The sequence below is a fragment of the Pseudarthrobacter sp. SSS035 genome (assembly GCF_023273875.1).
In the GTDB taxonomy this organism is placed as follows: domain Bacteria; phylum Actinomycetota; class Actinomycetes; order Actinomycetales; family Micrococcaceae; genus Arthrobacter.
The window spans coordinates 4,317,552-4,329,463 of sequence record NZ_CP096882.1 but is presented as its reverse complement, the minus strand read 5'-3'; the positions used below and the strand labels follow the sequence as shown (position 1 = coordinate 4,329,463).

11 protein-coding genes are annotated in these 11,912 nt (G+C 64.8%); 7 read left to right on the top strand and 4 right to left on the bottom strand.

What is annotated here, in order from left to right:
- Positions 1 to 4: 4 nt before the first annotated feature.
- Entirely contained in the window at positions 5 to 2,122 is a 2,118-nt protein-coding gene (gene tkt, locus MUN23_RS20095) for a transketolase (RefSeq protein WP_248764155.1), read from the bottom strand.
- A 510-nt stretch (positions 2,123 to 2,632) separates the two neighbouring features.
- Here tkt and MUN23_RS20090 point away from each other — a divergent pair.
- A complete protein-coding gene (locus tag MUN23_RS20090) occupies positions 2,633 to 3,592 on the top strand; it encodes a heme o synthase (RefSeq protein ID WP_248760670.1) in 960 nt (319 codons plus the stop codon).
- A gap of 269 nt (positions 3,593 to 3,861) precedes the next feature.
- Here MUN23_RS20090 and MUN23_RS20085 read toward each other — a convergent pair whose 3' ends face one another.
- The 3 genes from MUN23_RS20085 to MUN23_RS20075 are packed head-to-tail and all read right to left on the bottom strand — an operon-like array spanning position 3,862 to position 6,549.
- Positions 3,862 to 4,806: a heme A synthase gene (locus MUN23_RS20085; protein WP_248760669.1), complete on the bottom strand. Its 945-nt coding sequence runs from the start codon at positions 4,804 to 4,806 to the stop codon at positions 3,862 to 3,864.
- 7 nt (positions 4,807 to 4,813) lie between these two features.
- Entirely contained in the window at positions 4,814 to 5,584 is a 771-nt protein-coding gene (locus MUN23_RS20080) for an ABC transporter permease (RefSeq protein WP_248760668.1), read from the bottom strand.
- Positions 5,581 to 6,549 (bottom strand): ABC transporter ATP-binding protein, encoded by a 969-nt coding sequence (locus MUN23_RS20075; RefSeq protein WP_248760667.1) that lies wholly within the window; start codon positions 6,547 to 6,549, stop codon positions 5,581 to 5,583. Before MUN23_RS20075 ends, MUN23_RS20080 begins: the two co-directional genes overlap by 4 nt.
- A 107-nt stretch (positions 6,550 to 6,656) precedes the next feature.
- Here MUN23_RS20075 and MUN23_RS20070 point away from each other — a divergent pair, with 107 nt between their 5' ends.
- The 6 genes from MUN23_RS20070 to MUN23_RS20045 all read left to right on the top strand — a co-directional run bounded on the left by MUN23_RS20070 (position 6,657) and on the right by MUN23_RS20045 (position 11,861).
- On the top strand, positions 6,657 to 7,499 hold the full coding sequence (locus tag MUN23_RS20070; RefSeq protein ID WP_371875945.1) for a helix-turn-helix transcriptional regulator: 843 nt from the start codon (positions 6,657 to 6,659) through the stop codon (positions 7,497 to 7,499).
- A complete protein-coding gene (gene sufB, locus MUN23_RS20065) occupies positions 7,499 to 8,962 on the top strand; it encodes a Fe-S cluster assembly protein SufB (RefSeq protein WP_160670835.1) in 1,464 nt (487 codons plus the stop codon). The genes MUN23_RS20070 and sufB overlap by 1 nt, the downstream gene beginning before the upstream one ends.
- A 2-nt stretch (positions 8,963 to 8,964) precedes the next feature.
- Positions 8,965 to 10,251, top strand: coding sequence for a Fe-S cluster assembly protein SufD (gene sufD, locus MUN23_RS20060; protein WP_248760665.1), 1,287 nt, complete (start codon positions 8,965 to 8,967; stop codon positions 10,249 to 10,251).
- Between the two features lie 16 nt (positions 10,252 to 10,267).
- Positions 10,268 to 10,627: a non-heme iron oxygenase ferredoxin subunit gene (locus tag MUN23_RS20055; RefSeq protein WP_056339825.1), complete on the top strand. Its 360-nt coding sequence runs from the start codon at positions 10,268 to 10,270 to the stop codon at positions 10,625 to 10,627.
- A 100-nt stretch (positions 10,628 to 10,727) separates the two neighbouring features.
- Positions 10,728 to 11,516 carry a Fe-S cluster assembly ATPase SufC gene (sufC, locus tag MUN23_RS20050; protein WP_248760664.1) on the top strand — a complete coding sequence of 263 codons (789 nt, stop codon included), beginning with the start codon at positions 10,728 to 10,730 and terminating at the stop codon, positions 11,514 to 11,516.
- A 12-nt stretch (positions 11,517 to 11,528) separates the two neighbouring features.
- Entirely contained in the window at positions 11,529 to 11,861 is a 333-nt protein-coding gene (locus MUN23_RS20045; RefSeq protein ID WP_056339832.1) for a metal-sulfur cluster assembly factor, read from the top strand.
- Positions 11,862 to 11,912 lie beyond the last annotated feature (51 nt).

The following is an 11,912-nucleotide window of genomic DNA, read 5'->3' as shown; positions in this document are numbered from 1 at the left end:
TGGTTCAGGCCTGCAGGCCAGCGAGGGAGTCCTTGGCAGCGGCGGCGACAGCCGCCGCGGTGATGCCGAACTCCTGGAAAAGGCGCTTGTAGTCGGCGGAAGCGCCATAGTGCTCGAGCGAGATGGAACGTCCGGCGTCGCCGACGAATTCCCTCCAGCCCAGGGCCAGCCCGGCCTCGACGGAGACCCGGGCCTTGACGGCAGCGGGGAGCACGGACTCGCGGTAAGCGGCGTCCTGCTTGTTGAACCACTCCACGCACGGCATGGAGACAACGCGGGCAGCGATGCCTTCGGCCTGGAGGGCTTCGCGGGCCTGGACGGCCAGCTGGACCTCGGAGCCGGTACCGATGAGGATCACGTCGGCGGGCACGGTGGCGCCGTCCTTGGATGCTTCAGCCAGGACGTAGCCGCCCTTGGCCACACCCGAAACGGAACCGAACGTGTCGCCGTCGGCTGCGTTTTCACCACGGGCGTAGGTGGGGATGTTCTGGCGGGTCAGGACAATGCCGGCCGGGTTCTCGTGGTTCTCAAGCATGGTCTTCCATGCCACCGCGACCTCGTTGGCGTCGCCGGGGCGGACCACGTCCAGGCCCACGATGGCGCGCAGGGAAGCGAGCTGTTCCACCGGCTGGTGGGTGGGGCCGTCTTCACCCAGGCCGATGGAGTCGTGCGTCCAGACATACAGGGACGGAACACCCATCAGGGCGCCGAGCCGGATGGCGGGCCGCTGGTAGTCGCTGAAGATCAGGAACGTGCCGGAGAACGCGCGGGTCCGGCCGTGCAGGGCGATGCCGTTCACGATCGATGCGGCGGCGTGCTCGCGGATGCCGAAGTGCAGGACCCGGCCGTAGGGGTTGCCGGACCAGGTGTCGGTCTGCTTGGAGGCGGGCACGAACGACGGCGAGCCTTCGATGGTGGTGTTGTTGGACTCGGCGAGGTCGGCGGAGCCGCCCCAGAGTTCCGGCATGACCGGTCCGAGTGCGTTCAGGACCTTGCCGGAAGCGGCGCGGGTGGAGACGTCCTTGCCGGCCGGGAAGACCGGAAGCGCGGCATCCAGGCCGTCGGGCAGTTCGCGGGCCTCGATGCGCTGCAGGAGTGCGGAGCCTTCGGGGTTGGCGGCCTGCCAGGCGTTGAAGGACTCTTCCCATTCCTTCTTGGCAGCGGCGCCGCGGTCCACGACGGAGCGGGCGTGGGCCAGGACTTCCTGGTCAACGTCGAAGGACTTGGCGGGGTCGAAGCCCAGCACGGACTTCAGGCCTGCGACTTCCTCTGCACCCAGTGCGGAACCGTGGATCTTGCCTGTGTTCTGCTTCTTGGGCGCCGGGTAGCCGATGATCGTGCGCAGCGAAATGATGGAGGGCTTGGACGTCTCGGCCTTGGCGGCGAGCAGTGCGGAGTAAAGCTCCTGCACGTCCTCTTTGTATTCGCCGGTCTTGGTCCAGTCGACGCGCTGGGTGTGCCAGCCGTAGGCTTCGTAGCGCTTGACGACATCCTCGGTGAAGGAGATGTCGGTGTCGTCCTCGATGGAGATGTGGTTCTCATCGTAGACAACTACAAGGTTGCCCAGTTCCTGGTGGCCGGCCAGCGAGGACGCCTCGGACGTCACGCCTTCCTGCAGGTCCCCGTCGGAGGCAATAACCCAGATGGTGTGGTCGAAGGGGCTTTCGCCGGCCGCAGCATCGGCGTCGAACAGGCCGCGCATCCGGCGCTGGGAGTAGGCGAACCCGACCGACGAGGCCAGGCCCTGGCCCAGCGGCCCGGTGGTGATCTCCACACCGGCGGTGTGCTTGTACTCCGGGTGGCCCGGCGTCAGGGAATCCCAGGTCCGGAGTGCCTCAAGGTCCTTCAGTTCCAGGCCGTAGCCCGACAGGAACAGCTGGATGTAAAGGGTCAGCGACGTGTGGCCGGGAGACAGAATGAACCGGTCGCGTCCCAGCCAGTCCGGGTTGCGCGGGTCGTGGCGCATCAGCTTCTGGAAGAGAAGGTAGGCGGCGGGCGCCAGGCTCATGGCGGTGCCCGGGTGGCCATTACCGACCTTCTCGACGGCATCCGCAGCCAGAACGCGGATGGTGTCCACCGCGCGCTGGTCCAAGCTGGTCCATGACAGTTCTTGCTCTTCCAAATGTGGCACGAAAACCGGGCCCCTCTCTGTGCTGATGGTGGGCGGTACACGGGATCCGTTCCGGGGCACGCTATGGTGCCCGCTGCGGTGTGTACCAGCCGTTCACCATCGAAACGTTGATCTATCATTCAGCAGGGCTACGGGAACGCGTTATCCAACGCTTTTCTGCCGCTTGCTGATCTGGTGACAGCTTAGCTCGATTCCACTCTGCGGTCAGTGCAAATCTCACCTTTTGGACGCAATTTCCCCTTATGTGAATCGCCATTTCGTGAGGTTGAGTTAATCTGCTCGAATCACCCTGCGCGCAATCATCAGGGCCTAATCAGGGGGCATCTGTTACAAATGCGCACGGTATGATATTTGGAGGCCGACGCCGGTAGCCGGGCCCTTTAGGGGCGGCGGCAGACCCGGGGCGTTGCCGGGACCTCTTCTGATGACCATTGGCGGGCTGCCCGGCGAACGGCCGCAAGACACAGCTGCACCGCCAGACAGAACTGCCAACCAGAACGGGTGACTGCCACCGTGAGCACAACAGATACGCCGCTTAATGCTTCCCGCACCAGAGGGGGAGCCGGGTTCGCCCGTAAGGCCAAGGCGTATTTCGCCCTCACTAAGCCGCGTGTCATTGAGTTGCTTCTGGTCAGCACCCTGCCCACCATGATCTACGCCGAGCGCGGCTTCCCGCCGATCGGTCTGATCCTGGCCACGCTGGTCGGCGGCGCGTTTGCTGCCGGCAGTGCCGGTGCCTTCAACTGCTACCTTGACCGCGACATCGACAAACTGATGCACCGGACCGAGAACCGTCCGCTCGTCACCGGCGAGGTGACCCCGCGCGAGGCGCTGGTGTTCTCCTGGCTGCTCGGGGCAGCAGCCATTGTTATTCTCTGGTTCGGCGCCAACCCGCTGGCCGCGTGGCTCGGATTAGCCGCAATTTTCTTCTATGTAGTCATCTACACCATCATCCTCAAGCGCCGCACCGCACAGAACATTGTCTGGGGTGGAGCCGCGGGCTGCTTCCCGGTGCTGATCGCCTGGGCCGCCGTGACCAACACCGTCGAATGGCCGGCCGTCATCCTGTTCATGGTCATCTTCCTCTGGACGCCGCCGCACTACTGGCCGCTTTCGATGCGTTACGGCGAGGACTACCGCAACGCCAACGTGCCCATGCTGGGCGCCATTGCCGGCGCCAAGGTGGTATCCGTCCAGGTGGTCCTCTACGCCTGGGCCATGGTGGCCTGCACGCTGCTGCTGGTCCCCGCCGGTGGCGCGGGCTGGGTCTACACGGCCACCGCAGTGTTGGCGGGTGCATGGTTCCTTTACGAGTCGCACTCCCTCTACAACCGGGCGCAGCGCGAAGACATCTCGGACAAGCGCGCCATGAAGGTCTTCCACGGCTCCATCAGTTACCTGACGCTGCTGTTCATCGCATTGGCCGTGGATCCGTTCGTCGGATCAGCAATCATCGGTTAACAGCACCCACCAACGCTCTCTCACTAAATGTGGGTTTTCTACCGACCCTCTATCAGTACCTGCAGCTTTCTTAGCGACCCTCTCTCACCAACGGTGAAGGAGGGTCGCTTCTTTGTCTCCAGGAGGTAAGGGAAGATCCTGCGAAACACCGCAGGCAGTGAGAGAGGGTCTGCCGATTCCCTGCATTAAGTGAGAGAGCGTCCTTAAGTGCGGGGTGCCACGGTCCGATGGGAACCGTGGCACTCCGTCGGGGAAAAAAGTGGTGGAGGCTAAGAGACCGGGCTCGAGCGGGCGAGGTCGGCGGAGTTTGTTGCCGCGCTCATCAGCAGCGCCGCCCCCAGCATGTGGGCGCCCACCAGCAACGCGGGGATGCCGTTGTAGTACTGGGTGAAGCCGATGACGGCCTGCAGCAGGGTCACGGCAAGCAGCAACAGGACGGACGTGCGGAACGGGCCCTGGATCCGGCGGATAATGACCAGCACCAGTGCGAACAGTGTGCCGGCCGTGATTACGTACGCAGGAACCGCATGGATGTGGGAGAACAGGTCCCAGTCCAGGCCGTTGCGGGGCGCGTCGGCGTCACCGGCGTGGGGACCGGAGCCGGTCACCACTACGCCGAGCATTACGGCGAGGGCGGAGAAAAGCCCGACGGCGGCAGCCACCGGACGCATAACGCCCGGCAAGGCGGGGAGCTGGACGCCGGCATGGCGGCCCGTCCTGCCGTAGGCCCGGTTGACGAGCAGCGTGGCAATCACCACGAGGGCCATGGAAACGAGGAAGTGCAGGCCCACCACCCACGGATTGAGGTTGGTCAGAACGGTGATGCCACCGATCACCGCCTGTGCCGGGATGCTGGCCAGCAGGCCCAGCGCCAGCAGGAAGAGGTCCCGGCGTTCCTTGCGAAGGTTCCACAAGTACACCAGCATGGCCAGCGCAACCGCTGCAAGCGCGAACGTCAGCAGCCGGTTGCCGAACTCGATGAAGCCGTGGATTCCCATTTCGGCAGTGTTGACCAAAGAGGTCTCGGTGCAGCGCGGCCAGGTGGGGCAGCCGAGGCCGGATGCGGTCAGCCGCACCGCGCCGCCAGTCACCACCAGCAGCGTCTGGCCAACCAGGGAGGCCACCGCGAGGCGGCGGACGCTGGCGTCCACGGTTCGGGGCAGCCTCGCGATAAGGCGGCCGGCGATCTGGGGGAGGCGTGAAGCCGTGCTCACGGATATCTCAATTCCACTTGAACCAACGGATGGCTGCTGCTCCGGCAAGAACCGTCCAGAGCAGCAGGATAAGCGCGGCGCCGCCGTTCAACGAGCCGTGCAGGAAAGCTTCGCGCATAGCCTCGCCGAGTGCGCCGGAGGGCAGGTAGTGGACCGCTCCCTGCGCCAGCGCGGGCAGCCGTTCCGCGGGGATGACTATCCCTCCGAGGGCGCCCAGCAGGATCCACAGCAGATTGGTGATGGCGAGGGTTGCCTCGGGCCGGACTGTGCCTGCCACCAGGAGACCCAGCGCGGTGAACGCCACGGCGCCCAGGGCCAGCAGTGACAGTCCGGGGAGCCAGCCGGAGGCAGGCGGCTGCCAGCCCAACGGAATCGCCACCAGCGTCACCACTGCCACCTGGAGGCAAAGCACCGCCAGGACCGCCAGTACCTTACCCGCGATGAGGCCTTCGCGGCCCAGGGGTGTGGTGGACAGGAACCGGAGAACACCGTAGCGCCGGTCGAAGCCGGTGGCGATGCCCTGCCCGGTGAAGGCCGTGGACATGGCGCACAATGCCAGGATGCCGGGGACGGCCACATTGATGCGGCTGGCTCCGAAACCGTCCAGGAAAGGAGTGACGGTGAGCCCCACCAGCGCCAGAAGCGGCAGGACGACGGCAAGGATCAGCTGCTCGCCGTTCCGGAGCATCGTCAGTGATTCGTACTTACCCTGCAGCAGGATGCGGCGCAGCAGCGTGGCCGGTGCCCCTTGGGCGGGGGTGCCTGCGGGAGCCGTCATCGGATGTCCTTTCCCGAGATGTCCAGGAAGACATCTTCCAGGCTTCGTGCCGCCAGGCTCATGGAACCGGGCATCACGCTGTGGGCTGCCCACCAGGCGGTCAACGACGCGAGATCGTGGGGTGTCAGGGCACCCGAGGCCACGTAGCTTCCGGCCCGTGTTTCAGAGACGGCGATGGCATCGGGCAGCACGCCGGTGAAATCCAGCCCCGGGGGAGCCTCGAACACCAGGGTGCGGACATGGTCCGTGCCGGCCTCCACAGCCGGGTCCCGCTGCAGCAGCTGGGAAACTGTTCCCTCGGCGACGTTCCTGCCGGCGTCGATGATGTACACGTAGTCCGCCAGCCGCTGGGCGTCGTCCATCAGGTGTGTTGTCAGGATGATGCCCATCCCGGCCGCCCGCAGTTCCGAGATCAGCTCGAAGACCAGTTGCCGGGACTGGGGATCCAGGCCGGCGCTGGGCTCGTCCAGGAAAAGGACTTCCGGATTGCCGATCAGTGCTGCGGCGAGGGCCAGACGCTGCTTCTGCCCACCGGAGAGCCTGCGCACGCTGGTCCTGGCGAAAGTATCAATGCCGAGCCGTTCCACCAGTTCGTCAACTGAGCGGGGCCGCGCGTACATTCCGGCGATGTGCCGCAGCAGCGGGATGGGACGGGCCGACGGCGGGAGGCCGCCGTCCTGAAGCATCACGCCTACGCGGGACCGCAGGTCAGCGCCCGAACGGCCCGGATCCCGGCCGAGCAGCGAGATGCTGCCGCCGCTGCGCTTTTGCAGGCCCTGGGCGCATTCGATGGTGGTGGTCTTTCCGGCTCCGTTGGCGCCCAGGAGGGCCGTGACCTGGCCGCGTTCGGCCATAAGGGATACGCCGTTGACCACCCGGAGCATTTTTCCGTCCAGGCTAGCCAGCGGACCAACATCCTTAATTAACCCGCTGATGGACAGAACCGGGGATTCGGGGGATCGCACCCCAGCATTCTACGCGATGTAGTACTGGCGGCCCGGCAGGGGACCCCGGCTGCAAGGTCAGCCTGACCTTACTAGTACGGGGGAGTAAATTACGACATGATTGTGTTGTGTATTCCATGACCAATGCTGCTGCTGTGCCGTTTGCCGGGCACCGGGCGCCGCGTACCGCCGCTGACAGCGGCCACGTGGCCGCTGTGCCGGTGGCGGACTCGGACGAGCGTACACGGGACCGGGTCCTTGGGGCCGTGCTTGAGCACGGCCCCATCAGCGCGGCGGAACTCGGCGACATGCTCGGTTTCACACCCGCCGCGGTCCGGAGGCATCTTGATCACCTGGCCCGCAGTGGGGTTATTGAGGTCAAGCGCGTGGCCAAGGCCGGCGCCGGCGCGGGGCGTCCCGCCCGCCGCTACGTCCTGAGCTCGCAGGGCCAGTCCACGCTTGGCAACGACTACCTCGACATCGCTACCCTAGCGCTCAAGCAGCTCCAGGCGGTGGCGGGCGACGACGCCGTCCGCGCGTTCGCCGTCGAACGTTTTGCCGACATGGAACGCCGGTACGCACCCGAGGTCGAACAGGCCGGACCGGACATCACCGCCAGGGCGCAGGCACTGTCCACAGCGCTGAGCCGGGATGGCTTCGTAGCGTCGGCCGCCTCGATCGAGGCCAAGGCCCCGCTGCCGGCAGCACTGTCCAGCGTCCAGCTGTGCCAGGGGCATTGCCCCATCCAGCAGCTCGCCGCCCAGTTCCCTGTCTTCTGCGACGTGGAGACCGAAGTGTTCTCCCGTCTCGTCGGCGTTGATGTGCGCCGCCTGTCCACGCTGGCGCGCGGCGGACACGTCTGCACCACCCACATACCCACAGGCCGGCTGGCTGCAGGGGGACACCAGGTCCCGCAGGCAGCCCCCGCCAGCCTGGATGAAGTAACCAACCATCAGCAAGAAAGGCCGTGATGACGGACCAACTATCAGAGAAAGCGGTAGCCGAAGACACTGTGATCTCGGAGATTCTGGAAAAGAATCCCGAGCTCCACGGCATCGGCACGTACGAGTACGGCTGGTCCGACAAGAACGACGCCGGCGCCAACGCCCGCCGCGGTATCAATGAAGAAGTCGTCCGCGACATCTCGGCCAAGAAGAGCGAGCCCCAATGGATGCTCGATCTCCGGCTCAAGGGCCTGAAGTACTTCGACCGCAAGCCCATGCCCACCTGGGGTGCAGACCTCTCCGGCATCGACTTCGACAACATCAAGTATTTCGTGCGGTCCACCGAGAAGCAGGCCACCAGCTGGGAGGACCTGCCCGATGACATTAAGAACACGTACGACAAGCTCGGCATCCCCGAGGCCGAAAAGCAGCGCCTGGTTTCCGGCGTCGCCGCCCAGTACGAGTCCGAGGTTGTCTACCACCAGCTGCGTGAGGACCTTGAAAAGCAGGGCGTCATCTTCCTGGACACCGACACCGCGCTGCGCGAACACCCGGAGATCTTCCAGGAGTACTTCGGCACCATCATTCCCGTGGGCGACAACAAGTTCGCGTCGCTGAACACGGCCGTCTGGTCCGGCGGTTCCTTTGTGTACGTCCCCAAGGGCGTCCACGTGGACATTCCGCTGCAGGCATACTTCCGCATCAACACGGAAAACATGGGCCAGTTCGAGCGCACCCTGATCATCGCCGACGAGGACTCCTACGTCCACTACATCGAAGGCTGCACCGCGCCGATCTACACCTCGGACTCGCTGCACTCCGCCGTGGTGGAAATCATCGTCAAGAAGGGCGCCCGCGTCCGTTACACCACCATCCAGAACTGGTCCACCAACGTGTACAACCTGGTGACCAAGCGTGCCATCTGCGAAGAAGGCGCCACCATGGAATGGGTTGACGGCAACATCGGCTCCAAGGTGACCATGAAGTACCCGGCCGTCTACCTGGTAGGCGAGCACGCCAAGGGCGAGACCCTGTCCATCGCCTTCGCCGGCGCCGGCCAGCACCAGGACACCGGCTCGAAGATGGTGCACATCGCGCCGAACACCAAGAGCTCCATTATTTCCAAGTCCGTGGCCCGCGGCGGCGGGCGTGCTGCCTACCGCGGCCTGGTCCAGGTCCGTGAAGGTGCCAAGCACTCGGCGAACACCGTCCGTTGCGACGCGCTGCTGGTGGATACCATCAGCCGTTCGGACACCTACCCGTACATCGACATCCGTGAGGATGACGTGGTGATGGGCCATGAAGCAACTGTTTCCCGGGTCAGCGAAGAGCAGCTCTTCTACCTGATGTCCCGCGGTATGCGCGAAGACGAGGCCATGGCGATGATCGTCCGTGGCTTCATCGAGCCCATCGCCCGCGAACTCCCGATGGAGTACGCACTTGAGCTGAACCGCCTGATTGAACTGCAGATGGAAGGGTCCGTCGGATAACGATGACTGAAATCACTACTGAAAAGGCCCGCATCGGCGCGCCCTCGGCCCAGCCGTTTATTAACGGTTTCACGGAAGAGGGCGAAAGCCTGTCTCCGATCAACTCGAACGCTTCCAAGGCCCCGCTGGCCGGCGAAGCCGTCAAGCGCCACTCGCACGGCGGCGGCGTTGGCATTCCGGACAGCTCACGCGCCGGCCGGCTGACCTCGTACAACCTGGCGGACTTCAAGCCGCTCACCGGGCTTGAGGAAGACTGGCGCTTCACCCCGCTCAAGCGCCTGCGCGGCCTGCACAGCGAGGTCCTGGTGGGAGCGGCTCCCACCGTCACCGTCAGCGGCCCGGAGCAGGTCACGGTTGAGACCGTGGCACGCGGCGATAAGCGCATCGGTTCCGCCGGCATCCCGGAGGACCGCGTGTCCGCCAACGCCTGGGAGAACTTCAGCGAAGCCACCGTCCTCACCATCCCGGCCGAGTTTGAAGCCGACACCGAGGTCACCGTCGTGATCGAAGGCACGTCCACGGAGGCAGCCGCCCAGCACCTGGTGATCGTGGCGGAGAGGTTCTCCAAGGCCATTGTGGTCCTGAACCACCAAGGCTCGGCAGTGGTGTCCGAAAACATCGAAATCGTTGTTGAAGATGGCGCCAACCTCACGGTTGTCTCGCTCCAGGAATGGAACGACGACGCCGTCCATGCCTCCTCCCAGCAGGCAAAGATCGGCCGCGACGCCAAGTTCAAGCACGTCGTGGTCAGCCTCGGCGGGGACCTGGTCCGCGTCACGCCGTCGACCCGTTTCACCGCCCCCGGCGGCGAAGCGGAAATGTTCGGCCTGTACTTCGCCGACGCCGGCCAGCACCTGGAGCAGCGGCTCTTTGTTGACCACGCGGTGGCGAACTGCACCTCCAACGTGCTCTATAAGGGCGCGTTGCAGGGCCGCAACGCCCACGCTGTGTGGGTGGGCGACGTCCTGATCCGCAAGGAAGCCGAAGGCACCGACAGCTACGAGGCAAACCGTAACCTGCTGCTCACGGACGGCGCCCGCGCCGACTCCGTGCCGAACCTCGAGATCGAAACCGGCCTGATCAAGGGAGCCGGCCACGCCAGCGCCACCGGCCGGCTGGACGACGAGCACCTGTTCTACCTCATGGCCCGCGGCATCCCCGAGGATGTTGCCCGCCGCCTGGTGGTCCGTGGCTTCCTGCACGAGATCATCCAGCAGATCAAGGTACCGGCCCTCGAAGAGCGGCTCACTGAGGCTGTTGAGCGCGAACTCGCCGTGACGAACAACTAGACGGCGCGGAAAACAGATGACTGACCAGCCAAAGGGCGAATTTGTCTGCAAGACGGATGAAATCCAGCTCAAGCAGGCGCTCCGGATCCTGATCGATGATTACCCTGTAGCCATCGTGAAGGACTCCATGGGAGACATCCACGCCATCGGGGACACCTGCTCGCACGCGGACATCTCACTGTCCGAGGGCGAAGTGGAGGGCTGCATGATCGAATGCTGGGGCCACGGCTCCCAGTTCGACCTGCGCAGCGGTGAGCCGCTCCAGCTCCCCGCCTACGATCCCGTCCCGGTGTTCGCCGTCGAGATCGTCGGCGACGAGGTCTATGTGGACTTCACGAACGTGCTCAACGGTGCGGAAGCCCCGAACTTCAGCTAGCAGCATCCCCGGCGTCAGCCGGACACAAGCAACAGAACCAAACTTCCAGATACAGACCGCACCACCGCCGGAGGGCGCGGTGCAGAGGAGAACAAGACCTATGTCTACTCTTGAGATCAAGGACCTGCACGTCAGCATTGACACGGAGCAGGGCACCAAGGAGATCCTGAAGGGCGTCAGCCTGACCATCAAGACCGGTCAGACCCACGCCATCATGGGCCCCAACGGTTCGGGCAAGTCCACCCTGGCCTCCACCATTGCCGGGCACCCGCGCTACAAGGTCACCAGCGGAACCATCACGCTCGACGGCGAAGACGTCCTCGCGATGACCGTTGACCAGCGGGCCCGCGCCGGCGTTTTCCTGGCCATGCAGTACCCCGTGGAGGTCCCCGGTGTCAGCATGACCAACTTCCTGCGCACCGCCAAAACCGCCATCGACGGCGAAGCACCCAAGCTGCGGACCTGGACCAAGGACGTCAAGGCGGCCATGGCCCAGCTGCGCATCGACGCAGACTTCGCCGAGCGCAACGTCAACGAAGGCTTCTCCGGCGGCGAGAAGAAGCGCGTCGAGATCCTCCAGCTGGAACTCTTCAAGCCGAAGTTCGCCATCCTTGACGAGACCGACTCGGGCCTGGACGTTGACGCCCTGAAGGTTGTCTCCGAAGGCGTCAACCGTGCACACGAAGCGGGCAACATGGGCACGCTGCTCATCACGCACTACACCCGCATCCTGCGCTACATCAAGCCTGACTTCGTCCACGTCTTCGTCGACGGCCAGGTTGTCGAAGAGGGCGGCCCGGAGCTGGCTGACCGCCTCGAAGACGAAGGCTACGACCGTTACGCCACGGGCGCCGGCGCAGCCACCATCGCTGCTGCCGCACAGGCCTAGATAGGACTTGCCATGACCGAAATCAATGCGGCCCGCACGGGCCTCGAAGATGTCGAAGAGGCACTCAAGGACGTCATCGACCCGGAACTCGGTGTGAACATCGTGGACCTCGGGCTGCTGTACGGCCTGAAGTACTCCGACGACGACGGCGCGCTGCTGATCGACATGACGCTCACCACGGCCGCCTGCCCGCTCACCGATGTCATCGAGGAACAGGTAGGCAAGTCCCTTGACGGCGTCGTTGACGACTGGCGCCTGAACTGGGTGTGGATGCCGCCTTGGGGTCCGGAGCGGATCACCGATGACGGCAAGGACCAGATGCGGGCCCTCGGCTTCAACATCTGAGTTAGCACCGCTTAAAGTACGACGACGGCCGGTTACCTCCCCAGCGGAGGT

Excerpts from the sequence above, each read along its gene's own strand:
- MUN23_RS20080 (WP_248760668.1), bottom strand. The coding sequence starts at position 5,584 with ATGACGGCTCCCGCAGGCACCCCCGCCCAAGGGGCACCGGCCACGCTG.
- sufB (WP_160670835.1), top strand. The coding sequence starts at position 7,499 with ATGACGGACCAACTATCAGAGAAAGCGGTAGCCGAAGACACTGTGATC.
- sufD (WP_248760665.1), top strand. The coding sequence starts at position 8,965 with ATGACTGAAATCACTACTGAAAAGGCCCGCATCGGCGCGCCCTCGGCC.
- MUN23_RS20055 (WP_056339825.1), top strand. The coding sequence starts at position 10,268 with ATGACTGACCAGCCAAAGGGCGAATTTGTCTGCAAGACGGATGAAATC.
- sufC (WP_248760664.1), top strand. The coding sequence starts at position 10,728 with ATGTCTACTCTTGAGATCAAGGACCTGCACGTCAGCATTGACACGGAG.
- MUN23_RS20045 (WP_056339832.1), top strand. The coding sequence starts at position 11,529 with ATGACCGAAATCAATGCGGCCCGCACGGGCCTCGAAGATGTCGAAGAG.